Annotated in this window: 25 protein-coding genes, 1 tRNA gene and 1 pseudogene; all 27 read right to left on the bottom strand. The window is 58.9% G+C overall.

Annotation, left to right across the window (positions count from 1 at the left end):
• Positions 1 to 37 precede the first annotated feature (37 nt).
• A pseudogene (locus FB593_RS27865) lies at positions 38 to 172 on the bottom strand (aldehyde dehydrogenase family protein); the annotation flags it as partial.
• Positions 173 to 208: 36 nt separating this feature from the next.
• Positions 209 to 1,291 carry an ABC transporter ATP-binding protein gene (locus tag FB593_RS19855; protein ID WP_065660446.1) on the bottom strand — a complete coding sequence of 361 codons (1,083 nt, stop codon included), beginning with the start codon at positions 1,289 to 1,291 and terminating at the stop codon, positions 209 to 211.
• Positions 1,288 to 2,088 (bottom strand): ABC transporter permease, encoded by an 801-nt coding sequence (locus FB593_RS19850; RefSeq protein WP_035199713.1) that lies wholly within the window; start codon positions 2,086 to 2,088, stop codon positions 1,288 to 1,290. Before FB593_RS19850 ends, FB593_RS19855 begins: the two co-directional genes overlap by 4 nt.
• Position 2,089: 1 nt before the next feature.
• Complete coding sequence (locus FB593_RS19845; protein WP_370647636.1) at positions 2,090 to 2,917, bottom strand: ABC transporter permease; 828 nt, start codon at positions 2,915 to 2,917, stop codon at positions 2,090 to 2,092.
• Positions 2,918 to 3,026: 109 nt separating this feature from the next.
• Complete coding sequence (locus FB593_RS19840; protein WP_026330721.1) at positions 3,027 to 4,037, bottom strand: ABC transporter substrate-binding protein; 1,011 nt, start codon at positions 4,035 to 4,037, stop codon at positions 3,027 to 3,029.
• A gap of 56 nt (positions 4,038 to 4,093) precedes the next feature.
• Entirely contained in the window at positions 4,094 to 4,423 is a 330-nt protein-coding gene (locus FB593_RS19835) for an NIPSNAP family protein (protein WP_145166856.1), read from the bottom strand.
• Between the two features lie 4 nt (positions 4,424 to 4,427).
• Positions 4,428 to 5,894 (bottom strand): aldehyde dehydrogenase, encoded by a 1,467-nt coding sequence (locus FB593_RS19830; protein WP_065704548.1) that lies wholly within the window; start codon positions 5,892 to 5,894, stop codon positions 4,428 to 4,430.
• Between the two features lie 4 nt (positions 5,895 to 5,898).
• Positions 5,899 to 6,939 carry an LLM class flavin-dependent oxidoreductase gene (locus FB593_RS19825; RefSeq protein WP_035199716.1) on the bottom strand — a complete coding sequence of 347 codons (1,041 nt, stop codon included), beginning with the start codon at positions 6,937 to 6,939 and terminating at the stop codon, positions 5,899 to 5,901.
• On the bottom strand, positions 6,936 to 7,874 hold the full coding sequence (locus FB593_RS19820) for a flavin reductase family protein (RefSeq protein ID WP_035199719.1): 939 nt from the start codon (positions 7,872 to 7,874) through the stop codon (positions 6,936 to 6,938). Before FB593_RS19820 ends, FB593_RS19825 begins: the two co-directional genes overlap by 4 nt.
• Positions 7,871 to 8,716: an alpha/beta fold hydrolase gene (locus tag FB593_RS19815; protein ID WP_145166855.1), complete on the bottom strand. Its 846-nt coding sequence runs from the start codon at positions 8,714 to 8,716 to the stop codon at positions 7,871 to 7,873. Before FB593_RS19815 ends, FB593_RS19820 begins: the two co-directional genes overlap by 4 nt.
• An 11-nt stretch (positions 8,717 to 8,727) precedes the next feature.
• Positions 8,728 to 9,330, bottom strand: coding sequence for an amino acid synthesis family protein (locus tag FB593_RS19810; protein ID WP_113048785.1), 603 nt, complete (start codon positions 9,328 to 9,330; stop codon positions 8,728 to 8,730).
• Positions 9,331 to 9,448: 118 nt separating this feature from the next.
• Positions 9,449 to 10,627: an iron-containing alcohol dehydrogenase gene (locus tag FB593_RS19805; protein ID WP_038494319.1), complete on the bottom strand. Its 1,179-nt coding sequence runs from the start codon at positions 10,625 to 10,627 to the stop codon at positions 9,449 to 9,451.
• A 97-nt stretch (positions 10,628 to 10,724) separates the two neighbouring features.
• Positions 10,725 to 11,456: an amino acid ABC transporter ATP-binding protein gene (locus tag FB593_RS19800; RefSeq protein ID WP_025595347.1), complete on the bottom strand. Its 732-nt coding sequence runs from the start codon at positions 11,454 to 11,456 to the stop codon at positions 10,725 to 10,727.
• Positions 11,457 to 11,485: 29 nt separating this feature from the next.
• Positions 11,486 to 12,175, bottom strand: a complete 690-nt coding sequence (locus FB593_RS19795) for an amino acid ABC transporter permease (protein WP_003511502.1) — start codon at positions 12,173 to 12,175, stop codon at positions 11,486 to 11,488.
• A 76-nt stretch (positions 12,176 to 12,251) separates the two neighbouring features.
• The gene (locus FB593_RS19790) at positions 12,252 to 13,112 is read right to left on the bottom strand and encodes a transporter substrate-binding domain-containing protein (protein ID WP_013761897.1); all 861 of its coding nucleotides are present in this window, start codon (positions 13,110 to 13,112) and stop codon (positions 12,252 to 12,254) included.
• 184 nt (positions 13,113 to 13,296) lie between these two features.
• On the bottom strand, positions 13,297 to 13,992 hold the full coding sequence (locus tag FB593_RS19785) for a GntR family transcriptional regulator (protein WP_003511504.1): 696 nt from the start codon (positions 13,990 to 13,992) through the stop codon (positions 13,297 to 13,299).
• A 144-nt stretch (positions 13,993 to 14,136) separates the two neighbouring features.
• Positions 14,137 to 15,021, bottom strand: coding sequence for a formyltetrahydrofolate deformylase (purU, locus tag FB593_RS19780; protein WP_003511505.1), 885 nt, complete (start codon positions 15,019 to 15,021; stop codon positions 14,137 to 14,139).
• Positions 15,022 to 15,112: 91 nt separating this feature from the next.
• Positions 15,113 to 16,420, bottom strand: a complete 1,308-nt coding sequence (glnT, locus tag FB593_RS19775; RefSeq protein ID WP_003511506.1) for a type III glutamate--ammonia ligase — start codon at positions 16,418 to 16,420, stop codon at positions 15,113 to 15,115.
• 83 nt (positions 16,421 to 16,503) lie between these two features.
• Positions 16,504 to 17,832 (bottom strand): FMN-binding glutamate synthase family protein, encoded by a 1,329-nt coding sequence (locus FB593_RS19770; protein ID WP_003511507.1) that lies wholly within the window; start codon positions 17,830 to 17,832, stop codon positions 16,504 to 16,506.
• Positions 17,833 to 17,848: 16 nt separating this feature from the next.
• Positions 17,849 to 18,535 carry a GXGXG domain-containing protein gene (locus FB593_RS19765; protein ID WP_145166854.1) on the bottom strand — a complete coding sequence of 229 codons (687 nt, stop codon included), beginning with the start codon at positions 18,533 to 18,535 and terminating at the stop codon, positions 17,849 to 17,851.
• Positions 18,536 to 18,570: 35 nt separating this feature from the next.
• Entirely contained in the window at positions 18,571 to 19,476 is a 906-nt protein-coding gene (locus FB593_RS19760) for a class II glutamine amidotransferase (protein WP_019564960.1), read from the bottom strand.
• Between the two features lie 96 nt (positions 19,477 to 19,572).
• On the bottom strand, positions 19,573 to 20,250 hold the full coding sequence (locus FB593_RS19755; RefSeq protein ID WP_019564961.1) for a helix-turn-helix domain-containing protein: 678 nt from the start codon (positions 20,248 to 20,250) through the stop codon (positions 19,573 to 19,575).
• Positions 20,251 to 20,546: 296 nt separating this feature from the next.
• Positions 20,547 to 20,909: a hypothetical protein gene (locus FB593_RS19750; protein ID WP_003511512.1), complete on the bottom strand. Its 363-nt coding sequence runs from the start codon at positions 20,907 to 20,909 to the stop codon at positions 20,547 to 20,549.
• 318 nt (positions 20,910 to 21,227) lie between these two features.
• Positions 21,228 to 21,317, bottom strand: a tRNA-Ser gene (locus tag FB593_RS19745).
• A 197-nt stretch (positions 21,318 to 21,514) separates the two neighbouring features.
• Positions 21,515 to 22,396 (bottom strand): dihydrodipicolinate synthase family protein, encoded by an 882-nt coding sequence (locus tag FB593_RS19740; RefSeq protein ID WP_038494355.1) that lies wholly within the window; start codon positions 22,394 to 22,396, stop codon positions 21,515 to 21,517.
• A complete protein-coding gene (locus FB593_RS19735; RefSeq protein WP_038494358.1) occupies positions 22,393 to 24,033 on the bottom strand; it encodes an ABC transporter ATP-binding protein in 1,641 nt (546 codons plus the stop codon). The genes FB593_RS19740 and FB593_RS19735 overlap by 4 nt, the downstream gene beginning before the upstream one ends.
• Positions 24,026 to 24,949: an ABC transporter permease gene (locus tag FB593_RS19730; protein ID WP_038494361.1), complete on the bottom strand. Its 924-nt coding sequence runs from the start codon at positions 24,947 to 24,949 to the stop codon at positions 24,026 to 24,028. The genes FB593_RS19735 and FB593_RS19730 overlap by 8 nt, the downstream gene beginning before the upstream one ends.
• Between the last annotated feature and the right edge of the window lie 14 nt (positions 24,950 to 24,963).

The raw sequence follows: 24,963 nt of genomic DNA, 5'->3' as shown, positions 1-24,963 counted from the left end.
ATGCAACGGTTTTTTCTGCGGCTCCAACTTCTGGGAAAATCGGCGCTCCCTCCACGGCCGCATCGAGATCGGCGTCGTCGACGATGAAGGGCGCATTGCCGCAAAGTTCCAGTCCCAGTTTCTTGATGGTCGGCGCGCATTGCCGGTAGAGATGTCCTCCCGTGCTCGCCGAAGAGCATGGGATCATTAAGATGCATATTTCCGACCCTCAACAGAAAACCTGCGCCGACGCGGGATCGAAGGCCAGATGCACGAGATCACCACGGTTGAGGCCCGAAATCGCCTCATGGCCAAATGGCAGGCGCACGGCAAAGGGCTCTCCCGAACCTGTATGGGCGACGACATGGACGTTGTTGCCAAGGAAGGTGATATCGCTGACGGTGGCCTGAAAACCGGCGTAAGAGCCGGGCCTGTTGCGGCTGAGCTGTAAACGCTCCGGACGCAGCATCAGCGCCGCCTTTTTTCCCGGTGCAGCTTCGCCATGAACCGGAATATGGTCAAAGACGATATTCTGCCCGAGCGAAACCGTCGCCTTGCCGCCCGAGGCGGCGAGGAGATCGCAGGCGATGAAGTCGCTGTCACCGATGAATTCGGCCACGAAGCGGGTGGTGGGGTGAGCGTAAAGCTCCGGCCCCGTACCGATCTGGTCAATCACGCCTTTTGAAAACACCGCGATCCGGTCGGAAAGACGCAAGGCCTCTTCCTGATCATGGGTGACGTAAAGGATCGTTACTTCCGTCTGCTGGTGGATGCGACGGATTTCGAACTGGATTTCTTCCCTGAGCTTCTTGTCGAGCGCCGAGAGCGGCTCGTCCATCAGAAGAACCGGCGGATCATAAGCGAGCGCCCTTGCCAAGGCCACGCGCTGCTGCTGGCCGCCCGACATCTGCGCAGGCTTTCTGTCCTCGAAACCTTCGAGACGAACGAGCCTCAGCATCTCCTTCACCTTCGCATCGATTTCCGCCTTGCTCTTTCGGCGCACTTTCAGCGGAAAGGCGATATTCTCGCCAACAGACAGATGCGGAAACAGCGTGTAACGCTGGAAGACCATGCCGATATTGCGCTTGTGCGACGGCGTGGAGAGCAGACTTTCGCCGTTCAGCAGGATGTCGCCCGCCGTCGGCTGTTCGAAACCGGCCAGAATGTAGAGCGTCGTGCTCTTGCCCGAACCGGATGGTCCGAGAAACGTCATGAACTCGCCCGGCTGCACCTCGAGATTGACATCCTGAACGGCGACGACCGGTCCGTATTGCTTGGCGATGCCGCGAATTTGCAGGAGCGGTTTGGTCATGTTTTCAATCCTTTTCGCACAGCCGCGACAAGCAGCATGAGAATGATGGTCACCGCGATGAGAAGCGTCGATGCAGCGGCGATCACCGGCGTCAGATCCTGCCGCAGCGTCGCCCAGATTTTCACCGGCAGCGTCTGCAACGTTGGACTTGCCATGAAGATCGCCAGCACCACCTCATCCCAGGAAGTGAGGAAAGAAAAGATCGCGGCTGAGAACAGGCCATGGCTGATGGCCGGCAAGGTGATGCGGATTTTGGCCTGCAGCGGGCTCGCGCCGCATAGCACTGCAGCGTCTTCGATCGATTTATCGAAATCCTCGAGCGCGCTGGTCAACGCCAGAATGGAGAAAGGCAGCGCCACGACAAGATGGGCAATGACAAAGCCCGTAGTGGTGCCCGCAAGGCCGAGCTTCAGGAAAAAAGCATAAAGCGCCACCGCCAGCACCACGACAGGCAGGATCATCGGCGTCATGAACAAAGCCCGCAGACCCTCGCGCCCAATGAAACGCCCCCGCACCAGGCCGAAGGAGGCCACGAGGCCGATCAACACCGACAGGACTGTGACCATCACGGCGATACGCAGGCTTGTCCAGGCAGCATCCAGCCACCTCGGATCGGCAAAGAAATCCGCATACCATTTCAGCGTCCAGCCGGGCGGCGGAAAGATCAGCCATTGCGACGAGCCGAAGGACAAAGCAGCGATGAAGACAATCGGCAGGATAAGGAATGCCGCTGTCAGCACGGTGATTAAAAGGAGCAGCCACTTCCATGCGCCAAGGCTGTTGTAGTTCAAAAGCATGTCAGCGCCCCCCTGCCCCGGCCGCGCCGAAGAATTTCAGCTGGATTGCGTAAAGCGTCAGCGTCACCACCAGAAGCACCAGCGCCGCTGCCCCGCCCATGCCCCAGTTGACGAGAGACTGCACGAATTGCGCGATAAGCTCGGCCAGCATCATGTTCGCCGTGCCGCCCAGCAGCGCCGGGGTGACGAAATAGCCAAGCGACATGACGAACACCATCAGCGCGCCGGAGATCATACCGGGAGCGGCAAGTGGAATGAGAACGCGGGTCAGCGCCTGAAAGCGGGTTGCCCCGCACAGCGCCGCCGCCTGGAGAATGGCCGGATCGATCTTGCGGATGACGCCATAGAGCGGAATGATGATGAATGGCAGCATGATATAGGTCATGCCGATCGTGACGCCGGTCAGGTTGTTGACCAGTGCAAGCGGCTTGTCGATGATGCCAAGGCCCATCAGCGTCTTGTTGACGACACCCGTCCGCTGCAACAGCACCATCCAGGCATAGGTGCGTGCCAGAAGGTTGGTCCACATGGACAGAAGCAAAATTGCGAAAACGACGGAGGCAAGCCGCGACGGCATGATGGCAAGCGCCCACGCGACAGGAAAACCGATGACCAGCGTTACGAGCGTGACCAGCGCCGAGACCGCGAATGTATTGAAGAAAATCTTCAGGTAGGTGGAGCTGCCCAGCAATGCGGCGTAATTGCCAAAGCCCAGAACAGGCTCGGTAACGCTGCGCGACAGCAGGATGATAACCGGCACGACGAAGAACAGGGCAAGCAGAACGAATGCCGGCAGGGTGGCGGCAAAATTGCCGGGCCGGAAGGGCATCCGCACCTTCGTCTTCGGGCTTTCTGTTTCATCGGTAAGCGAGACCATGCCCAAACCTCCCCGGAGGTGAAAATTTGCGCGGGCGCTTTTGGCTGCCCGCGCCGTTGCCTTACTTGGCCTGCCAGGCGTACCAGCGCTCACCGATCTCGTCACGATGTTGCGCCCAGTAGTTCATGTCGGCATTGACCTGGCTCGCTGTCTGCTGGTCAGGCAGGGTCTTTGCCGTTTCCGGATCCATCAGCTTTGCGGATTCGACATTGACCGGGGCATAACCCGTGGCAGACGCCATATCCGCCTGCGCCTGCGCGGAGGTCGCAAGAGCGATGAACTTCATCGCCGCGTCCTTGTTCTTCGTTCCCTTGGGAACGACGAGAGAATCCGCTGCCGTGATGTTCTGCTCCCAGGAGGTCTCCACCTTCACACCGCTCTTCTCAAGCGCTGTCATGCGGCCGTTCCAGACGCTGCCGAAGGGTGCCTCCGCAGAAGCGATCAACTGCTGCGATTGCGCACCGCCAGACCACCAGATGATATCGGATTTGATCGTGTCCAGCTTCTTGAAGGCGCGATCGAGATCGAGCGGGTATAGCTTGTCGGCGGCAACACCATCGGCCAGCAGGGCTGCTTCGATCACACCCGGCGCGGACCACTTGTAAAAGGTGCGCTTGCCGGGGAACTTTGCCGTATCGAAAAGGTCGGCCCAGCTCTTGGGGCAGGCGGCTACAGCATCAACATTGCAGCCGATGACGAAGGAATAATAGAAGCTTCCGACGGAGTAATCAGTGACGAAACGAGGGTCTAGCTTCGTTTTGTCGATGACGGCGAAATCAAGCTTCTCCAGCAGGCCCTTCGGCCCGGCCTGCGCGGCGTAGTCGCCCTCCACGTCGACCACATCCCATGTCACGCCGTTCGCCTCGACCATGGCTTTCAGCTTGCCATAGTCCGTCGGGCCATCCTGAAGCACGTTGATGCCGGTCGCCACCATGAATTTTTCGGCCCAGGCCGCCTTCTGCGCGTCCTGCGTGGTTCCTCCCCAGCTGGAAAAAACCAGATCATTCGCCTGTGCGGATGCGCCCAGGGCGAAAATTGCTGCGCATGTCATCAATACCAGTTTCGATCTCATGTTCCCTTACTCCGTTTTAGAGCTTGTTGTTGGCATGCACTTCGCGGCCGGCAGATTCACTTCAGCGGTGAAAAAGGCACCGGCTTCATGATCTTGTTTTCGGCGACTTCAATGAGGTCGCGGATCTTAGGCAGGAAAGACAACCAGCGTGGATCGGCCAGGAGCCGCGCGCGCCGTTCTTCGCGGTCATCCAGGCTGGAAAAAGCCCAGATGTGGACAATTTCATTGATCGGCCCGATCTCGGAAAAGAAGTAACCCACCAGCTCGCCCAGATGGCTTTTCTGGATTTCGATGCCTTCCTCCTCGACAACCCGAAGGTAGGCCGGAATGGCGTAGGCCGGAATGGCGCCGTTCTTCAGCCGGTAGGTGCGGATCTCGTAAAACATCGCGTCACCGCATCACGAATGGATCGGGGATCGGGTCATCGGAGGTTCTAAGCCATATGGTCTTCGTGCGCGTGTAATCGAGCGCTGCCGCAAGCCCGCCTTCGCGACCATCACCGGAAAGACCGAAACCCCCGAAAGGCGCAATCGGTGAGACGGCGCGATAGGTGTTCACCCAAACCACACCGGCACGGATCGCCTTCATCAGCCGATGGGCGCGCGTCAGGTTCTGCGTGAAGACGCCCGAGGCGAGGCCATAGACCGTGTCATTGGCCAAAGCGATCGCTTCCGCCTCGGTTTCGAAGGAAACAACCGAAAGAACCGGGCCGAAGAACTCCCTTTCCATGGACGGCGAACGAATGCCGTCACAATCGAGAATGGTCGGAGGGTAGAAATAACCAGCGCAATCCACCGCCAGACCGCCCGTCACCACCTTCGCACCGGCTTTTTCGGAAGCAGAGACCAGAGAGACAATATGCTTGCGCTGCCGCTCGGTCGCGAGCGGCCCCACTTCCGTTGCCATGTCCAGCGGCGAGCCGATGCGGATCGCCTCAGCCTTCGCCTTCAAAATCCCGAGGAAGCGATCCTTCACGCTTCTCTCGACGATCAGCCGTGATCCGGCAACACAGCTCTGACCGGTTGCCGCGAAAATTCCCGCGACCTGCGCATTGGCGGCGCTTTCGAGATCGGCGTCGGCAAAGACGAGGATTGGCGATTTGCCGCCGAGTTCGAGCGACGTGGAGGCAAGATTTTCGGCCGAGTTGCGAACGATGTGACGCGCCGTTTCCGGGCCGCCGGTAAAGGCGATATGGGCCACCTTGGGGTGTGTGGTGAGTGCCGTGCCGCAGGACGCACCGAAACCAGTGACTATATTGACGACGCCGGCAGGAAAACCAGCCTCCTGCACCAGCCGGGCGAACTCCAGAAGCGGCGCCGGTCCGTCTTCCGAGGCCTTGATGACGATTGTGCAGCCGGCAGCGAGCGCCGGGCCGATTTTAACGGCTGCCAGAAAAAGCTGGCTGTTCCACGGGACGATCGCGGCCACCACACCCACGGGTTCGCGCCGCAGCCAGACATCCATGTCCGGCTTGTCGATCGGCAGGTAGGCGCCCTCGATCTTGTCAGCCAAGCCCGCATAATAGCGATAATAGTCCGCGACATAGGCAATCTGCGCCGAGGTCTCGCGGATGATCTTACCGGTGTCACGGGTTTCGAGCTCGGCAAGCGTCTTTGCATTTTCGGCAACCAGATCGGCAAGCCGATAGAGCAGCTTGCCGCGTTGCGTCGCCGTCAGTTTCGACCAGGCGGCATCGTCATAAAGCGCCCGATGCGCAGCCTCTACGGCGCGGCTAATATCCGCTTCGCGGCTTTCCGGCATTTCTGCCCAAGGTTCACCGGTTGCCGGGTCGAGGCTCGAAAAGCTCGCCTCACCATCCTCGAAGCGCCCGTCGATGTAACATTGGAAACGGCGCATCATCTTACTCCTTGAAAGCCGGCATGACATCGGAAAGGAAGCGTTCCAGCGAGGCCTTCTTGCGCTCGAAGCTCATGCCGGTATCGATCCAGAAGGAATATTCGTCGTAGCCCATGGCCTCGTAGGCCTTAAGCCGGGTAATAACTTCATCGGCATCGCCGACAACGTTGTTCTTGCGCATGACATCACCGGAAAGCATGGCGTTTGCGGCAATCTCCTCCGGCGCAATACGCTCGATCAGCCCCTGATGAACGGGCTTTTCGTTTTTGAACCATGCAAAGAAGTAGTTGTAATAGACGCTCATCTCATGGGCCGCCTGGGCAATATCGGCTTCATCGGAACCGACATAGGTGTGGCGCAGCAGCATGATTTTCGGCCGCTGTTTATCCGGATTTTTCGCACAGGCATCGTTGAAGCGGCCCATCAGGGTTTCCACCTCGTCATCGCCTTGCCAGAGCGGCGTCACCTGAACATTGCAATCATTGGCGACAGCGAATTCATGCGAATTCGGATCACGCGCCGCCACCCAGATGGGCGGAAAAGGCTGCTGCAGCGGTTTGGGAGCCGATGTGGTGGCCGGGAACTTGAAGAATTCGCCGTCGTGGGTGTAGTCACCCGCCCAAACCCCTTTGACAGCCGGAATAAGCTCGCGCATCCGCTGGCCGGCGCCCCAGGCATCGAGGCCTGGAAGCAGCCGCTCATATTCGAACGAATAGGCGCCACGCGCGATGCCGATATCAAGACGGCCGTCACAGATCAGATCCGCCATCGCCGCTTCTCCGGCAAGCTTGATCGGGTGCCAGAAAGGCGCGATCACCGTTCCCGTACCCAGGCGTGCCGTCTTCGTACGCCGCGCCAGATCGGCGATCGTTACAAAGGGGTTGGGCGCTATGGTGAAATCCATGCCGTGATGTTCGCCGGTCCAGATGGCATGCATGCCACCACGATCGGCGATTTCGCAAAGCGTTACGAACTCCTCGTAGAGTGTCTTGTGGTCCTGGGAGGCGTCCAGCCGCTCCATGTGAACGAAGAGGGAGAATTTCATGGGTTTGGCCCCTTCATGGAGATGGGATGAACCTTGCCGGCAGTCTCGTTACCGACATAGACGCCGAAGTTGCCGATCGAGCTTTCCAGCACGAAACGATTGACGATATCCGCCGTAGCGCCGGAGTCGAATTTTGCCGAAGCCAGCGCGCCGGGCAACAGAAATCGGCCCTCGCGCGGCGCTTGATCGCCATCGGCAAGCGCGTGATAGACGACGTGTTGGCGCCCATCCGTCTTGTTCTCATAAACCGAGTAGAGAAATCCCGTTTTGACGGAGAGACCCGTCAGGTCTTCGAGACGTGATGTCAGCGCCGCGACCGGATCGCCGCTTGCCACGACACAACCGGGAAGCGACAGCACGTCGTCGCCAACGAGGTAAATCTCGCCGCGCCGTTCCAGAACGGCGCCCACGACGATATCGCCCTCTGCCGCTGCCGATACCGCCTTTGCAGCCAGCATCGGCGTGAAATAGCCGCCGCGCGCATAACCGAGACCGTTCAGGCCGCTATTGTCGAAAGCCTCGATACGGCCGAGCAGAATGACATGATCGCCGGCCTCGATAACCTCCTGCATCGAACATTCGAACCAGGCCGCGACGTCTGCAAAGACCGGGGAGCCCTTCGGCGCATCCAACCAGCTGGCGGTGGCGAAACGGTCTTCGACCGGCCGGGCGAAGGTGTTGGAGAGGTCCTTCTGGCTTTCCGACAGAATATTGACCGCGAAGTTTTTGGTGCCCGTCATCGTCGCGAAATTGCGCGAGCTACGGGCAAGGCAGATCAGCAGCAACGGCGGATCGAGCGAAACCGAGGTGAAGGAGTTGGCGGTAAAACCGATGGGCTTTCCTGCATCGTCCCGGGTGGTCACGATTGTTACTCCCGTAACGAAAGCGCCGAATGCATCGCGCAAAGCGCGCGGATCAAGGGTTGCAACAGTCATTGCGGCTCCTCCTCTAAAGCCAGCCATTCGGCCATCATTGCATTGACAGTTTCAGGCGCGGTCAGGTTGACCATATGCCGGTGCGCCTCAACGACGCGGGCGTAACCGCGCGGTGTGATCGCCGCCATCTGCTCGGCCATCAACGGCGTCGAATTGGGGTCGTCCGAACCCGTCAGGAAAAGAGCCGGGCAGATGACCGAGGGCCACCGATCCGCATAGGTCTCGTCGCCGCCCGCAAATGCGGTATAGGCAACCGCGTAACCTTCGGGATCGACCATTTCCAGCCAGCCCCGCGTCAACTCCCGCGCCTGCTGGCTCTTTGGATCGTCGCCGAACCAGCGTAACAAAGGGCCTTCCTTGTCCACGCCAGTGGTCCGGATGGCAGCCGCGCGTGCAAGAACCGCAGCCTTCGCGGCCGGATCACGGCGGTAGACGCCGTTCAGATAACCAACGCGCGCAATTCGATCTCCAAAGGTTGCAGCGGCACCGCCGGAAATCAGCGCACCCATGGAGTGCCCGGCCACATTGGCACGCGCGATCCGCATATCGTCAAGAAACCGGCCGAACCAGCCGACAAAATCCTTGAGCGAGCTGCCCCCTGGCAGGCGTTCACTGCCGCCATGCCCCGGCATATCTACCGCGATGACACGGTGCGTCTTTGAAAAGATTTCGATCTGCGGCTTCCAGGCTTCCAGCCGCATTCCCACGCCGTGGATGAGGATCAGGTCTTCACCGGCGCCTGCCTCGAAATAGGCCGCCCCGCCCTCGGTCACCTTGCGAGGGAGCACAGCAGCACCTGCCTTTGCAGCATTGACCCGTGACGTGGTGGCGGCCTCCTGCATTTGCATCACCCTCAAACGCCCGCCGGGTTGGCAACATCCTGACCGAGATCCTTCAGATCCTGATACCGGTCGCCGATGCGGTGATGAGGCCTGCCGCCGACTGAAGCACCGAGCGCCACGACGATCTCGTCGGCAGCCGGAGCATCGGGAACGGAGGTCTGGATAGTCAGGTAGTGCGAACGGCGGCCTTCATCGTTCTTGTCCATTAAGGGGATCATGATCGGCGCATTGCCGGGACCACGCGTATTGCAGAAGGCGAGATAGGACTTGGCACCCACAGCCTGACGATAGTGATTGCCGAAACGCAACGTGTGAATGAGCGCGGAGGCATGTTCGATCTCACCATCCAGCCCGACGACGGCCGCCTTGCCATAGGCCTCCACCGCTTCGCCGGAACCCACGGCATCAAGGATCATCTTCGTCAGGAGTTCGCCCAGCACCGGCGCACCGGCGTGGATTTCCGGTTTGAGATCATCCACGAAGCCTTTTCCAGCCCAGGGATTTTTCACGACCGCGATGGCGGTGAACAGCTTCAAAGGTGTCGCTGCGGCCTTGCCTCCTTCAATCAACGTTGTTTCGACCTGCAACACGGTCTTACGGATCTGGATGGGCATAGGCGTTCTCTCCGATAAATATGATGTCTTATGGTATGCCATAATATGCAGGTGTCAAGTGGCGGAAGTCTGCGGCTTGAAGTTGTGAAAAATAACAATTCTTACAGGAGGTTATGGCTCAAGGCCCTTCCATGCGGCCGTCAAAGGCAAGTTCGTAAAGGCGCGTCATTTCCGCTGCCGTCGGAACCCGTGGGTTATTTGCCGGTGTGCCGGAGGCGAGGCCTTGCCGCACCATTTCCGGCAAAAGATCGAGATAGCGGGTTTTGTCGATACCGAATTCCTGCGGGGTCGGCACCTTCAACCGCCTGTTCAGGTCGATGAAAGCCTCCACCATCTTTGCGCCTGCAATCTGGTCACTGTCCGTCGAACTGGCGCAACCAAGTGCTCGGGCGGCGGCGGCATATTGCGGTAGAGCGGAATTCAACGAAAATTGTGTGACCAACGGCAGCACCATCGCATTCGACATGCCGTGCGGAACATGGAAAAAGGCACCGACCGGCCGGCTGAGGCCGTGGATCAACGCTGTGGATGTGTTGGAAACGGCAAGACCCGCATGCGTCGCCCCGAGCATCATCGCTTCGCGTGCTTCCCGGTTTTGCGGGTCGTTCGCGACTTTTTCGAGATTTGCCCCGATCAGTTTCAGCGCGGACAGCGCCAACGCCTCGGAATGGGCATTACCGTTGCGGTTGACCAGCGCTTCCAGCGCATGGGTCAGCGCATCTATGCCGGTATCGACCGTGACGCGGTAAGGGCAGGTCAGCGTCAGCTCGTAATCGATGATGGCCGCAACGGGCAAAGCGGCAGTGCCGAGGATGAGCATTTTTTCGCTGGCAGCCGTATCCGTCACGACGGCGGCGCGTGTTACTTCCGATCCGGTTCCTGCGGTTGTGGGTATGGCAATTACCGGCATGACGGCAAAATCCACGATCCTTGGAACTTTCAGCGCCCGCAGCTCTTCGCCACTGGTTGCAACGATGGCGCCTGCTTTCGCCGTATCCATGGCGCTACCGCCGCCGAGTGCGACGAGACCATCATGACCGCCCCCGGAAACGCGTTTCACCAGTGTGGCGATGGATATATCCGTTGGATCTTCTACGACATCCGCAAAAATGGCGGCATCGATACCCTCACCGCCAAGCGCCTGCAAAAGCGCATCCGCATGGCCGAGTTTCTGCATGACTGGATCGCAGACGAGTAGAGGGCGCTTCACCCCCAGAGATTTCAACAGTGACGGCAATCGGAAACGGCTGCCACCGCCGATGAGCATTTCGCGAGGCATCAGGACACGGTTTATCATTGCGGTTCTCCGCCACTATCATTCTGCGTTGTTCGGAACGGCCTAAGGCACACGATCTGAAGCGGGATTTCGCCATCCCGCTCCGGTCACCGTGGCGTCAATGCGCCAGGATTTTCGACAGGAACGAGCGTGCGCGATCCGTCTTCGGATTGGTGAAGAAGCTGTCACCCTCGCCGATCTCGACGATCTCGCCGCCATCCATGAAGACGATGCGGTCAGCCACCTTGCGGGCAAACCCCATTTCATGCGTCACCACCATCATCGTCATGCCTTCCTGCGCAAGCGAGACCATGACGTCGAGCACCTCGTTGATCATTTCCGGATCAAGCGCCGATGTAGGCTCGTCAAAAAGCATGGCGACCGGATCCATCGCCAGCGCGCGGGCGATTGCGACGCGCTGCTGCTGACCGCCGGAAAGTTGACCGGGATATTTCTTCGCATGCGCGGTAAGCCCCACCCGCTCCAGAAGGGCGTTGGCTTTGACCAGCGCCTCCGCAGGGGAGCGGCCGAGAACCTTCTCCTGCCCGATGCACAGATTTTCGAGGATCGTCATATGCGGGAAGAGTTCGAAATGCTGGAACACCATGCCCACTTTGGAGCGCAGCTTAGGCATATCGGTCTTGGGGTTGGTCACCTCAACCCCGTTGACGGTGATGATGCCGTTGCCGATCGTCTCCAGCGCATTGACGCATTTGATCAGCGTCGACTTGCCCGAACCGGACGGCCCGCAGATCACGACGACTTCGCCCTTGGCGACATTCAGGCTGCAATTGGTCAGAACCTGAAAGGTCGGACCGTACCATTTGTTGACGGATTGAAGTTCGATCATGCTGGTTGCTTGAGACATCGGACTTCTCCCTAGTGTACGTCAGCCGACATTGGGCCGTAGGCCTTGCCGAATCGTTTCTCGATACGGCGCTGGATGAGTTCCCAGGCGGTCGTCATGGCGAGGTAATAAAGGGCCGCAACCATGAAGAGCTCCAGAACGAGGAACTTTTCCTGGATAAGAACCTGCGTGCGGCGCAGCAGCTCCTCCATGGAAATGATGGAGGCGATCGACGTTGTCTTCAGCACGCCATTGACGGAATTGCCAAGCGGCGGAATGATGATGCGGAAGGCCTGCGGCGCAACTATGTAGCGCATCACCTGCGCCTCGGTCATGCCGATGGCGCGCGCCGCATTGATTTGGCCTTTGGGAACCGCGGCGATACCTGCCCGGACGATCTCCGACAGATAAGCGGCCTCGCAAAGCGACAGGCCGATCAGGGTGGACTGCAGAACCGTCAGCTTGATGCCGAGCTGCGGCAGGCCGGTATAGATGATGATGAGCTGCACCAGCAGCGGCGTGCCGCGAAATATCCAGGTGTAGAAATAGGCCGGTCCGGAGAGGAACCGGTATTTCGACATGCGCATCACCGCAATGACGAAGCCCAGCGCAAGACCCGCCGTCATGGCAAAAACCGTGAGGCCGAGCGTCACCATCGCCCCCTCGAAAAGATAATAATTCGTCAGGTATTCGAAGAAACCTTCCCAGTTCCAACCCTTCACGTCTTTCTCCAATTCATGCGGGAATGGTCGCGGCGAGAACTCTCCCGCCGCGCTGACAGTTCAGATGGAGGAGATTTCAGCCTTCCGGACCAAGAACGGCGAGGTCGCCGGGCGCGATGCTCACGCCATAACCACCCATCAGCTTTTCAAGCGAACCATCGGCCTTCATTTCCTTGAGAGCAGCAGAGACGGCACTGGCGACGTCCTTGCTTCCAAAGGAAAGCGAACCGGGCGTAGGGTACATGCCGGAAAGTGCATGCGTGAACTCGCCGCGATCCTGGTATTGCTTGGCGACAGGATCGATGGAGACCGCGGCCTGAACCTGACCTGCCCGCAGCGCCTGATAGACGGTCGCGTAATTGTCGAACAGGTTTATGGTCATCGGCGCAAGACCGCGTTTCTTGAAGTCCTCGTTCAATTCCTTGATCTTGCGCTCGGCATAGCCACCGATATCGGTGCTGACGGCCTTACCGGCCAGATCGTCCACCTTGGTGATGGGCTCGGATGCACCGACGGCCGTTGAAATGCTGATGGCGAGACTCTCATAGGGGATCATGAACAGGATCTTGCGCCGCTCCGCCGTCACGAACAGGCCGGCATTGATCATATCCCAGCGGCCGCCCTGCAGGCCCGGCACCATGGTGGCATATTCCGTGCTGATATATTCGGGCTTCAGGCAGAGGCGCTTGGCGATTTCATAACCCAACTCGATACGAAGGCCTTTGAGCACACCCTGTTGGTCGGCATAGGCCATGGGCGGCAATGTCGGGCTGGTCGCCATCACGAGATGGCCGGGCTTGATGAGGTGATCGTTGGATATTTTCGGCGTGCAGTCCTGTGCAACGGCCGCACCGGCAAGAAGACTGATGACAAAGCCCGCCAGAGAGGTTTTGGCGCGCACGGCTATGCATTTCCGGGAAATCGGATTCCAGTTCATATTAAGCTCCGCTCTTTATATTATTTATTATGGCATACCATCACACCAAACGGATTGCCCTGTCAATAAGCGGTCATTTGTTTTTCTAAATTATTGTAAAACAACCATAAAATCAAAAAACCGCAGAGCCTGCGGCCGCCAACTGGGCAACCGCAAGACAAGCAGAACGGAGCGCCAAAAACCGTCAGTCAGCCGTTTTTTGCGCGGTGAGAACGGCTTCGGCGATAGCGCATGCGCTGGTGACATGATCGAGAGCGGCTTTGTAAGCGGCGTCCCCGTCACCTTTCCGGATCGCATCGACGATCTTTTTCATCTGCGCCGGACCTTCGGTATCGCGGCTTTTCGTCTTAATCGTCATGGAGCGAAGATGGTTGATCCGCACCGTCAGCAAATTGACGACGCCCCAGGCGACATGCCGGTCGATCTTGCTGAACAGCGTATGATAAAAAGACGAGGTATGCGCGAGAACACCGGGCATATCCTTGGCAACGTAACTTTCGCGAATATGCTCGAGTGAAGCCTCAAGCGCCTCGACAATGGCGGGATCGCGACGCTCCGCACAAAGGCGCGCCGCCATTCCCTCCAGCGCACCGCGGATTTCGTAAATCTGCTTGGCCTCGGCGAGATCGAGCAGCGCAACCATCGGCCCCTTGTTCGGCAAATTCGCCACCAGCCCCTCGGACTCCAGATGCCGCAGGACTTCGCGCACGATGGTGCGGGAAACGCCCAGCTGGGCGCAGAGATCGCGCTCTACGAGGCGATCTCCCGGACGGAAGTAACCGTTCACGATGGCGTCGCGCACCTTGTCGAGCGCAAGCTCCCTCAGCGTCTTGGTCGGACGCTCAACGCGAATGGCAGTTCCCTGCAAAGCACCGGTCATGGTATCACCTCGTTTGGCACATCCCGCTTCCGCCCGCCGGGCGTGAAAACAGGTTCTGGCTCTTTATATTATGGCGTACCAACTTATTTAGCCGCGCACCATGTTTATGGCAACAGCGCGCGACCCGCTTGTCGCAATGCCGCGTCACCCCATCCGTTCCGATGCATAGCTGCCCGGGCTTGGCGGGAAGACCACGGTGCGGTTACCGTTGATGAAAGTACGGTGGTGGATATGGGCGTGGATGGCGCGTGCCAGAACCTGCGCCTCGACATCCCGGCCGAGCGAAACATAATCCTCCGCGCTCTGGGCATGGGTAATACGCACAATATCCTGCTCGATAATCGGACCTTCATCGAGATCGGCGGTGACATAGTGGGCCGTCGCACCGATCAGCTTCACGCCGCGCTGATAGGCCTGCTTGTAAGGGTTGGCGCCCTTGAAGGACGGCAGGAAAGAATGGTGGATGTTGATGATCTTCCCCGACATCGTCTCGCACATCCGGTCGGAAAGCACCTGCATATAACGCGCAAGCACGATCAGCTCGGTTCCGGTGCTTTCGGCAATATCCATGATCCGGGCTTCAGCCTGTGGCTTGTTTTCCTTCGTCACTGGAATGTGGTGGAAGGGAATATCATGATTGACCACCACTTTCTGGTAATCGAAATGGTTGGAGACGACGCCAACAATATCGATCGGCAAGGCCCCGATGCGCCAACGGTAAAGCAGATCGTTCAGGCAATGGCCGAAGCGCGACACCATCAGCAGGACCTTCATCCGCTCGGACTGGTCATGAAGCGCCACTTCCATGCCGAATTTCTGCGAGATCGGCATCAGTCCAGCCATCAAGTCGTCACGCTTTGCTCCCTCTTCGGAAATGAAGCCCACGCGCATGAAGAAACGGCCCGTACCGAGATCATCAAACTGCGAACTATCGACGATGTTGCAGCCTTTTTCAGCGAGAAAGCCTGAAAGGGCAGCGACGATACCTCGGGTGGACTTGCAGGTTACGGTCAGGACGAAGTTCGTCATCCGGCACTCTCTCTGTCATCGATACTGGAAAAACCCCGCGCTGTCTGACGAGCGCGGGGAAAAGCCGCGAGGGCGGCGGGGAAACCCGAACTCAAACGTCGAGCGTTGTCTGGTGCTCCCAGGCAGTGAATTGCGCGCAATAAGCGTTCCACTCGCCCTGCTTGAGCTTGAGATAGGCCTTTGAGAACTCCATGCCCAATGCCTGCTGCAGTTCCTCGTCCTTCTCGTATTCGCGCAGCGCATCGAGAAGATTGAGCGGCAGTTTCGGCGCATTCGTCACGGTATGACCTTCGCGATACATGTCTATATCGTGATGCGGACCGGGATCGGCCTGTGAGCGGACACCCGACAGACCGGCCGCAATGATGATGGCCTGGAGCAGATAGGGGTTCACGGCGCCATCCGGCAGACGCAGTTCGAAACGCCCCGGCCCTGGCACGCGAACCATGTGGGTGCGGTTGTTCCCGGTCCAGGTCACCGTGTTCGGCGCCCAGGTCGCGCCCGAGATGGTCCGCGGCGCGTTGATGCGCTTGTAGGAATTAACCGTCGGATTGGTGACGGCCGCAAGAGCGGAGGCATGTTTCATGATGCCGCCCAGAAACGTCTTGCCCTTTGCGGAGAGCCCGAAAGGCATTGCCTTGTCGGCAAAAGCGTTGACCTTGCCGTCCAGATCCCAGACCGAAATATGAGCGTGGCAGCCGTTGCCGGTCAGACCCTTGAAAGGCTTCGGCATGAATGTCGCGCGCAGCCCGTGCTTTTCGGCAACCGACTTGACCATGAACTTGAAGAAGGAATGTTTATCCGCCGTCTGGAGCGCATCGTCATATTCCCAGTTCATCTCGAACTGGCCGTTCGCGTCCTCATGGTCGTTCTGGTAGGGTTTCCAGCCCAACTCCAACATGTAGTCGCATATTTCCGCGATCACATCGTAACGACGCATCACTGCCTGCTGGTCGTAGCAGGGCTTTTCCGCCGTGTCGTACTCATCGGAGATTTTCGCGCCGTCCGGCGAAATGAGGAAAAATTCCGGTTCCACGCCGGTTTTGACCCGCAGCCCTTGCCCGGCCGCTTCCGCGATGAGCTTTTTCAAAACGACGCGCGGCGCCTGTTCCACAGGCTGGTCTTCCATGACGCAATCGGCAGCAACCCAGGCCACATCCTTTTTCCAGGGAAGCTGGATGACCGAGGAGGCGTCCGGCACTGCGAAGAGATCGGGATGGGCGGGCGTCAGATCGAACCATGTGGCGAAACCGGCAAATCCGGCGCCGCCCTTCTGCATATCGGCAATCGCTTCTGCAGGAACCAGCTTGGCGCGCTGGCCACCAAAGAGATCGGTATAACTGATCATGAAATATTTGATGCCTTTTTCGGCAGCAAACTTGGAGAGGTCCAGTGTCACGTCATTCCCCTTTTTTTGAATATCAGACACTTCATCGAAAAAGACGGCCACATCCTCCCAAATGCGCCCGTCCATTGTGTTTTTTAAAAGCTGCCTTTACCCGGGAACCAGTTTGTTCCCGCCAGCGGAACCTGCGCCATTGCCGCAGCCTCCATGGTTAGAGCCACCAGATCTTCCGGCTCCAGATTGTGGAGATGGTTTTTGCCGCAGGCGCGTGCGATGGTCTGGGCTTCGAGCGTCATGACCTTCAGATAGTTGGCGAGGCGGCGACCGGCGGCGATTGGATCAAGACGTGCGGCAAGTTCCGGGTCCTGCGTGGTGATGCCTGCGGGGTCTTTGCCCTCGTGCCAGTCATCATAAGCGCCGGCCGTGGTGCCTAGCTTCTGGTATTCATCTTCCCATTTCGGGTCGTTATCGCCCAGCGCCACCAGCGCCGCCGTTCCGATGGCAACCGCATCGGCACCAAGCGCCAGAGCCTTGGCGACATCCGCACCCGAGCGAATGCCACCGGACACGACCAATTGCACCTTGCGATGCATGCCGAGATCCTGAAGCGCCTGTACTGCGGGGCGAATACAGGCAAGCGTGGGCATGCCGACATTTTCGATGAAGACGTCCTGCGTGGCCGCCGTGCCGCCCTGCATGCCATCAAGCACCACCACATCGGCACCGGCCTTCACGGCAAGTGCGGTGTCGTAATAGGGGCGCGCACCACCAACCTTGATGTAGATCGGTTTTTCCCAATCGGTGATTTCGCGCAGTTCAAGGATCTTGATTTCCAGATCGTCCGGGCCGGTCCAATCAGGATGACGGCAGGCGGAACGTTGGTCGATGCCCTTCGGCAAATTGCGCATATTGGCGACGCGATCGGAAATCTTCTGGCCAAGCAGCATGCCGCCGCCGCCCGGTTTCGCGCCTTGGCCGACGACCACCTCGATGGCGTCCGCACGGCGCAAATCCTTGGGGTTCATGCCATAACGCGACGGCAGATACTGATAGACCAGCGTCTGGCTGTGGCCGCGTTCCTCATCCGTCATGCCGCCATCGCCCGTCGTGGTGGACGTGCCGGCAATGGTCGCGCCACGGCCGAGCGCTTCCTTGGCGTTGCCGGAAAGCGCGCCGAAGCTCATGCCGGCAATGGTGATCGGCGTTTTCAGCGTGATCGGCTTCTTGGCAAAGCGCGTGCCAAGGGTGACGGTCGTATCGCACTTCTCGCGATAACCTTCGAGCGGATAACGCGAGATGGACGCGCCGAGAAACAGCAGGTCGTCGAAATGCGGCACCTTGCGCTTCGTGCCTGCGCCGCGAATATCATAGATGCCGGTCGCAGCCGCACGGCGGATTTCCGCCAGCGTATGATCATCGAAAGTCGCGGACTTGCGCGGTGGGGTGAAGGGGTTGTGATAGCTCATCGGAAAATCCCTCGCCTCAATACGCGTCGGCGTTGTCGATGTTGAAATTGTAGAGCGTGCGGGCCGAACCGTAGCGTTTGAACTCGCTTGGGCTGACATCGGAGACGCCGGCTTTTTCAAGAAGCTCGGCAAGCTTTTCCAGATGTTCGGGCCGCATTTCCTTTTCGATGCAGTCGGCGCCGAGGCTTTTGACCGAGCCGCGCACGAAAAGCTTCGCTTCATAAAGGGAGTCACCCAACGCATCGCCCGCATCGCCGCAGACAACGAGGTGGCCCGACTGGCCCATGAAAGCGGACATGTGGCCGATATTGCCCTTCACGACGATATCGATGCCCTTCATGGAAATGCCGCAGCGGGAAGCGGCATTGCCCTTGATGACCAGCAGCCCGCCGCGACCGGTGGCACCTGCGTATTGCGAAGCGTCGCCCTCGATGACGACGGTGCCCGACATCATGTTTTCGGCAACGCCCGGCCCGGCCGAGCCGTAAACGGTGACGGTGCCGCCATCATTCATGCCGGCGCAATAATAACCGACCGAGCCGCGAACATCGACGATGACGGGGCTGTCTATGCCAACAGCGACGGCATGGTGGCCGCGCGGATTGACAACTTCGAATTCGGTGTCGTTTGTGCCCGAGGAAAGCCCATGGAGCGCGGTGTTGAGTTCACGCAAAGGCGTGTGGGAGAGATCGAAAACTGGCATGGATATGACTTTCGCAATATGCGCCGATGACGGTTTCACGCGGCCTTTTCATGGTCCCAGAAATAGACGGTCGCCGGCTCCGGCTCCCAGACGCGGGCATTTTCGATGCCGGGCAGATTGACCAGCGCGCGGTATTCAGAGCCGAAAGCGACATATTGATCGGTCTCGGCCATCACCGCCGGCTTGCAGGCGATGGGATCGCGCACCACGCCGAAACCGGATTTGGTGCCGACGACGAAGGTAAAGAACCCGTCGAGATCATCGAGCGCGCCGGTCAGCGCTTCGCCCAGATCCTTGCCCTTGGCCATTTCAGCCGTGAGATACGCGGCGGCCACTTCCGAGTCGTTCTGGGTTTCGAAGGTCATGCCCTCGCGTACCAGTTCCCGACGCAGATTATTGTGGTTGGAGAGCGAACCGTTATGCACCAGGCACTGGTCGGCACCGGTGGAGAAGGGGTGTGCGCCAAGCGTCGTCACAGCCGATTCCGTTGCCATGCGGGTGTGGCCGATGCCATGGCTGCCCGCCATGGAGCGCACGCCAAAACGGGCGACGACATCTTTCGGCAGGCCGGTTTCCTTGTAGATTTCCACGCTGTCGCCGGAGCCCATCACCCGCACATTCGGGCGGATGGCAGCCAGGACCGAGCGAATTTCCGTGAGCTTTGCCGATGGAATATCCAGGACCGCGTGGGTGCTTTTCACCGCAACCGAAGCTTCAACACCATTTTCCTTCAGCGCTTCGGCAAGGCCCGAAAAATCGGCGACGGGATCGGCTGACTGGATGGTCACTTTTGCCCGGCCATCGGCAGCGCTTCCATAGATCGCGATGCCGGCGGAATCCGGTCCCCGATCCGTCATGGTCACGAGCATGTCCGAAAGCAGCTCACCCAGCTGCGGTTCAAGGCTTTTGTCCTTCAGGAATAGTCCAACAATGCCGCACATCGACAGGCACCTCCATTCGTTTCTGAATGAAGAGCTAGCATATGGAATTCCATCTCGTCAACTATCAGGAATATTTTTTTCTTCTAAGGCAACTTTTCAATCATTTGTCAGCCGCCTTTGCGGATAGGAAATGATCGACAGATAGCGAGCGGGAAGCTTCACCAGTTCCTCCGGGCCGTGCGGCGCATCAGCATCAAAAAACAGGCTGTCACCCGCCTGCATGGTGAAAAGCTGCTCGCCGTGGCGATAAACCACCTCTCCCTCCAGCATGTATAGGAACTCCATGCCCTCATGCTGGAAGGTCGGAAATACATCCGAGTCCGTCGTCAGCGTGATGAGATAGGGCTCGACGGTGACGCCGCTGGTGTTGTTGTCGATATGGCCAAGCAGGCTGTACTGATGGCCGGCGCGGGTGCCTCTACGCTCGATGTTCACCCCTTGGCCCGCCTTGACGAAGGTGGCGCTGCGCGGCTCCTCGAAGCCACGGAAGAACGCCGTGATCGGCACGCCAAGCGCCTTTGAAAGCGTCTGCAGCGTGGTGAGGGACGGCGAAATATTACCGTTTTCGATCTTTGAGAGCATTCCCACCGATACACCGGTGGCCGATGCGAGATCGGTGACCGTGATGCCCAGCTTCTTGCGATAGGCACGCACCTCATGGCCGATCGCCATTTCGAGATTATTGACCCTCGGCTCGCGAACCGCATGCGGGTCCTGCGACAAAAGCGCAGGCTCGGTCTTTGTGCTGTCCTTTGCCATGTGATCCTCCGGCATAACGTGTTTTCCCTTCTTTAAAGGAAAACTATTTTAATTCAGAGGAAATTTTTACATCGCAGCATCGGTAAAGCCTGCGGAAGGTCAGTACGTCACCCTGCCATCGGAGAGGTCAAAGACGGCACCAGTATAGAGGCATTTCAGTGGACTACGGACACGCGCTGTCCATCGTAGTCTTACGCAGATATTGAAGCTCACCTCTAACACGCCGCCAAGCGGTGCCAAGAATTACCCGGCACCGCTGGATTTCGAAAGGCCCTTCGACCAGTCAATGGCAAGAACCGTTCCTGCGGAGTTCAGGCTTCGACCAGCTCGCGAACATCATCAACGAGAAAATGCACGATCACATAGCGCGTCGTGTATTTCTGACCGCTATCGGACACGCTCTCGACGCTGCCGCCGTCGGAGGGATGCCATTTCTGATAGTGAGGATTGTTGGCGATCAGCGTAATCGCCTTGCCCGAAAACCTGCCGGTCAGCCGATAGCGAGCCTCTGCAAGATGCCAAATCTTTTCAAAATCCTGCTGGCTGATGCGGGCTTTCAAAGCCTTCTTGGATATCGTTTCTTCGGGCGAACTGTCGTCGTGTGCCCCCGATGGAATATGCAGGTCAACCTCTTCCGCGCCGTCCAGCAGAAAGGCAAATTCGTCTGGCCACATCCGTCTCACGTATCGCTCCTCCCAAAGCTTATCGTCCTACAACACAATTATGATAGCGCCTCTGCCGTAAGAGGCAATGGCGGATATCAACGAGCACTTGCCGGCATCCCAATTTTTCGGGAGCGTGGCCATGTGGGCCTCCAACAGGTGCTGAAGATCGCGGGTGGGACGCAACGAAATGGAAGCCAACGGCTATCTCAACCAGTCTGCCTCCGCTGGCGCAAAGCGGCACCGGCTTCGCTAGCGGACTGCAGCATCAAAGCGACCAACGAATGAATCAGGCTATCTCGGAAAAATCTTACGGCTCAGCGTAAATTATGGCGGAGAGGGTGGGATTCGAACCCACGATACCCTTGCAGGTATGCCGCATTTCGAGTGCGGTGCATTCGACCACTCTGCCACCTCTCCGCATGCGCGAACGCTTGCGTTGCGCGCTCCTCATAAACATCAATGGCGGGACTGACAAGGGAAATTTCGTGTTTGTGTCACAAATTATTCGTCCCGGACAAGGCTGTATAAATGCTTCGGCTTCTGGCCGTTTTGTGGATATTTTTCACGTGGCGCCACACGGCTTCACTCCTCCACGTCACATTCGGGCGGTGGCGTCACAGCTGGTGATAGCGACGTAAGATTTCCACGATCCGGTCATCCTGCTCCTGATCCGGCAGAAGGGCGGGTTGCCGGCTGGCGCCGACGGATGGGTCCTGAAGGTAAAGCGAGCGCTTGACCATGGCGGGCGCAAAACCGAGCGCATAGAGATCGGTGCGAAAATCCGTATAGATCGCCTGCTGGCGTTCGGCCTCAGCGATATCGCTGGCGTTGAAGGCATTGAGAATGCCGGCAAGTACATCCGGGAGCGCGTTGCCGAGGCCGGAGATGCAGCCGGCGGCACCGTTCTGCAACGACCAGAGAACGAGATGATCCGGGCCGGAATAGACTTCGAAACCGGGCATCTCCTTTGCTACCTGTAGATAGGCTTCCAGCGTCTGCTGCGCACCGCCCGAATCCTTGATGCCGGCAATGTTGCCATGGGCGGCAAGTTTGCGGGCGGTTTCCGGCTCTATGTGGTTCTGGGTTCGGGCGGGAATATCGTAAAGATAGACCGGTGTTTCGACGGCGTCGGCCACAGTCGAGAAATGGCGGATCAGCCCATCCTGGGTGCAGGCGATGAAGAAGGGTGTGATGACGGCAATACCGTCTACGCCGATGCGGTCGAAGGCTTTGGCGAGTTGCAGCGTTTCGAAAGTGGCGGGCATGCCGGCGTTGACGATGACCTTCGCACGGCCCGCAACTTCGTCCACCACCTCTTCCGTCAGCCGGATTTTTTCTTCATGCGTCAGTGCGGTGAAATCGCCGTTAGTTCCGGCGCACATGATGTTGTTGCCGGCCGCCACCTGACGGCGCACCTGCGCACGGGTCGCTTCGTAATTGATGGTTTCGTCCTCGTTGAAACAGGTCACGAGCGCGACGAAGGCTTGTTTGGTCATGAAAGAACTCCGCTTGGATTTCCAATAGTGTGATCGGCATCGGCCGGACGCACAGACTGCATATCGGGGTCGGGATCGAGGCTGGCGGAAAGAAGTGCGCGCGTATAGGCCTCGCGCGGCGCTTCGAAAACCTGCCGGACAGTCCCGAATTCCACAACCTCTCCCCGCTGCATGACCATGACGTGATCGGCAAAATCGCGGACCACCGGCAGGTCATGCGCGATGAAGATGAAGGAGAGGCCCATTTCACGGCGCAGCTTGTCAAGAAGTGCAACAACCTGCGCCTGGACAGACACGTCGAGCGCCGAGACCGCTTCATCGCAGATGATGAGCTTCGGCTCCAGCGCCAGCGCGCGGGCAATCGCGATCCTCTGCCGCTGCCCACCGGAAAACTGATGCGGATAACGGCGCATATGTTCCGGCGAGAGGCCGACCTGATGCAGCAATTCCGCGACCCGTTCGCGCCATTTCGCTTTGGGTAGTATGTCCGGATGGATCACCCAGGCTTCGGAAACCAGCTGGAACACAGTCATGCGGGGGTTCAGCGACTGGGTTGGATCCTGAAACACCATCTGTAAATCACGCCTGAGGGCAAAGAGTTCGGCAGGCGAAAGCTTGAAGAGATCACGCCCCTTCCACTCGGCGCTGCCGGCATCCGGCTCGTCGAGCCGGAGCAGAATGCGCGCGAGTGTCGATTTGCCGGAACCGCTTTCGCCAACGACAGCTATGGTTTCCCCCGCCATAAGGTCAAAGGAAACGCCCTTCAGTGCCTCGAAAGCCCCATAACGTTTGCGCACATCGCGCACACGGAGGAGCGGTTCGCCGGTCGCATTCGGCTCGTGCATTTCGCCCCTGCCGGGGGCGGCGCTGATGAGCTTGCGGGTATAGGGATGCTTTGGGTTGCGATAGACCTCGCGAACCGTGCCTGCCTCCACCAGCACGCCTTTTTCCATCACGACCACCCGGTCGGCGATTTCGGCGACGACGCCAAGATCATGGGTGATGATGAGAACGGCCATACCGGTTTCCCGCTGCAATTCCTTGAGCAGGGCAAGAACTTCAGCCTGAACCGTCACATCGAGTGCCGTGGTCGGCTCGTCGGCGATCAGGAGATCGGGCCGGAGCGCAAGCGCCATGGCGATCATCACACGCTGGCGCTGGCCGCCGGAAAATTCATGCGGATATTTCTTCAAGGCTCCGTCCGGATCAGGAATTCCAACGCGCGCGACAAGCCGCCTCGCCTCCGCTTCGGCTTTCACCCTGTCCATTCCATGGGTGGTCATCGCCTCGCGGATCTGCCAGCCGACGGTATAGACCGGATTGAGATGGCTGAGCGGGTCCTGAAAGATCATGGCGATGCGCCGCCCATTGATCTCGCGGCGTGGCTCAGCCGGCATTGTCAGAAGGTCTTTGCCATCAAGAAATATCTGGCCGCCGCTGATACGTCCGGGCGGCATGTCGATGAGGTTCATGATGGCCGAGGACGATACCGATTTGCCCGAGCCGCTTTCACCGAGGATCGCAAGCGTTTCACCACGGTCGATATGATAGGAAACATCCTTCACCGCATGCACGACACCGCCTGCGGTGTGAAACTCCACGGAAAGGTTGCGCACATCGAGAAGATGGTCAGCCATGTTTGCGGCCTTTCATTTCCAGCCGCCAGCGCTGCACGGGGTCGAGCGCAATGCGCAGCCAGTTGGACAGCAGGTTGAGCGACAGGGTGGTGAGTATGATGGCAAGGCCCGGCCAGAAGGACAGCCACCAGGCATTGGTGAGGTACTGCCGCCCCTGCGAGATCATCAGGCCCCAGGTGATTTCCGGCGGCTGAATGCCGATACCAAGGAAAGACAGCGCGCTTTCCGCCAGCATCACATAGGCGAAATCGAGCGTCGCAAGCGTTGTCAGCGTCGGCAGGACCACGGGTAGAATATGGCGGAACAGGATACGTTTGCCCGATGCGCCCATCACGCGCGCCGCCTGTACGAACATGCGTTCACGCACCTCCAGCACTTCGGCCCTTGTGGTGCGGATGTAAACGGGGATGCGGGTTATCGCCAGAACCAGCATCAGGTTGAGGATGGATGAGCCGAGCAGATAAAGCACGATGACCGCGATCAACAGTGACGGAAACGACATGATCACGTCCGCCAGCCTCATGATGATCTGGCCAACACGGTTGGAGGAAAAACCGGCGATCAGGCCAAGCACGGTGCCGGTGACGGCGGAAAGGAAAACGGCACCGGCGGCGATCATCAGTGTATTTTGCGTGGCGGCGACGATGCGCGCCAGCAGCGGGCGACCGAGCGCATCCGCCCCCAGCCAGAAATACCATTCGCGTTGCCATTGGAACGGGGCAAGGTTGCGTCCACGCAGGTTCTGCTTCGTCGCCAGCTCGCCAAGCCACGCCGGGCCGACAAAGGCGAGAATGATGACGACGATGAGGAAGATCGCGGCGCAGAGGGCGAATTTATCGGCCCACAACATGCGCAGCATGCGCGTTGCAAAGGATGGCTCATCGATAATCTCTGTATCGGCGTTTGAAAGGCTCATGGCTGAACGTCTCC

The sequence above is a fragment of the Rhizobium sp. SJZ105 genome, assembly GCF_007828365.1.
GTDB classification, from domain to species: Bacteria; Pseudomonadota; Alphaproteobacteria; order Rhizobiales; family Rhizobiaceae; genus Agrobacterium; species Agrobacterium tumefaciens.
This window is presented reverse-complemented; position numbering and strand designations above follow the sequence as displayed.

Excerpts from the sequence above, each read along its gene's own strand:
- FB593_RS19855 (WP_065660446.1), bottom strand. The coding sequence starts at position 1,291 with ATGACCAAACCGCTCCTGCAAATTCGCGGCATCGCCAAGCAATACGGA.
- FB593_RS19850 (WP_035199713.1), bottom strand. The coding sequence starts at position 2,088 with ATGCTTTTGAACTACAACAGCCTTGGCGCATGGAAGTGGCTGCTCCTT.
- FB593_RS19845 (WP_370647636.1), bottom strand. The coding sequence starts at position 2,917 with ATGCCCTTCCGGCCCGGCAATTTTGCCGCCACCCTGCCGGCATTCGTT.
- FB593_RS19840 (WP_026330721.1), bottom strand. The coding sequence starts at position 4,037 with ATGAGATCGAAACTGGTATTGATGACATGCGCAGCAATTTTCGCCCTG.
- FB593_RS19835 (WP_145166856.1), bottom strand. The coding sequence starts at position 4,423 with ATGTTTTACGAGATCCGCACCTACCGGCTGAAGAACGGCGCCATTCCG.
- FB593_RS19830 (WP_065704548.1), bottom strand. The coding sequence starts at position 5,894 with ATGCGCCGTTTCCAATGTTACATCGACGGGCGCTTCGAGGATGGTGAG.
- FB593_RS19825 (WP_035199716.1), bottom strand. The coding sequence starts at position 6,939 with ATGAAATTCTCCCTCTTCGTTCACATGGAGCGGCTGGACGCCTCCCAG.
- FB593_RS19820 (WP_035199719.1), bottom strand. The coding sequence starts at position 7,874 with ATGACTGTTGCAACCCTTGATCCGCGCGCTTTGCGCGATGCATTCGGC.
- FB593_RS19815 (WP_145166855.1), bottom strand. The coding sequence starts at position 8,716 with ATGCAGGAGGCCGCCACCACGTCACGGGTCAATGCTGCAAAGGCAGGT.
- FB593_RS19810 (WP_113048785.1), bottom strand. The coding sequence starts at position 9,330 with ATGCCCATCCAGATCCGTAAGACCGTGTTGCAGGTCGAAACAACGTTG.
- FB593_RS19805 (WP_038494319.1), bottom strand. The coding sequence starts at position 10,627 with ATGATAAACCGTGTCCTGATGCCTCGCGAAATGCTCATCGGCGGTGGC.
- FB593_RS19800 (WP_025595347.1), bottom strand. The coding sequence starts at position 11,456 with ATGATCGAACTTCAATCCGTCAACAAATGGTACGGTCCGACCTTTCAG.
- FB593_RS19790 (WP_013761897.1), bottom strand. The coding sequence starts at position 13,112 with ATGAACTGGAATCCGATTTCCCGGAAATGCATAGCCGTGCGCGCCAAA.
- FB593_RS19785 (WP_003511504.1), bottom strand. The coding sequence starts at position 13,992 with ATGACCGGTGCTTTGCAGGGAACTGCCATTCGCGTTGAGCGTCCGACC.
- purU (WP_003511505.1), bottom strand. The coding sequence starts at position 15,021 with ATGACGAACTTCGTCCTGACCGTAACCTGCAAGTCCACCCGAGGTATC.
- FB593_RS19770 (WP_003511507.1), bottom strand. The coding sequence starts at position 17,832 with ATGAGCTATCACAACCCCTTCACCCCACCGCGCAAGTCCGCGACTTTC.
- FB593_RS19765 (WP_145166854.1), bottom strand. The coding sequence starts at position 18,535 with ATGCCAGTTTTCGATCTCTCCCACACGCCTTTGCGTGAACTCAACACC.
- FB593_RS19760 (WP_019564960.1), bottom strand. The coding sequence starts at position 19,476 with ATGTGCGGCATTGTTGGACTATTCCTGAAGGACAAAAGCCTTGAACCG.
- FB593_RS19755 (WP_019564961.1), bottom strand. The coding sequence starts at position 20,250 with ATGCCGGAGGATCACATGGCAAAGGACAGCACAAAGACCGAGCCTGCG.
- FB593_RS19750 (WP_003511512.1), bottom strand. The coding sequence starts at position 20,909 with ATGTGGCCAGACGAATTTGCCTTTCTGCTGGACGGCGCGGAAGAGGTT.
- FB593_RS19740 (WP_038494355.1), bottom strand. The coding sequence starts at position 22,396 with ATGACCAAACAAGCCTTCGTCGCGCTCGTGACCTGTTTCAACGAGGAC.
- FB593_RS19735 (WP_038494358.1), bottom strand. The coding sequence starts at position 24,033 with ATGGCTGACCATCTTCTCGATGTGCGCAACCTTTCCGTGGAGTTTCAC.
- FB593_RS19730 (WP_038494361.1), bottom strand. The coding sequence starts at position 24,949 with ATGAGCCTTTCAAACGCCGATACAGAGATTATCGATGAGCCATCCTTT.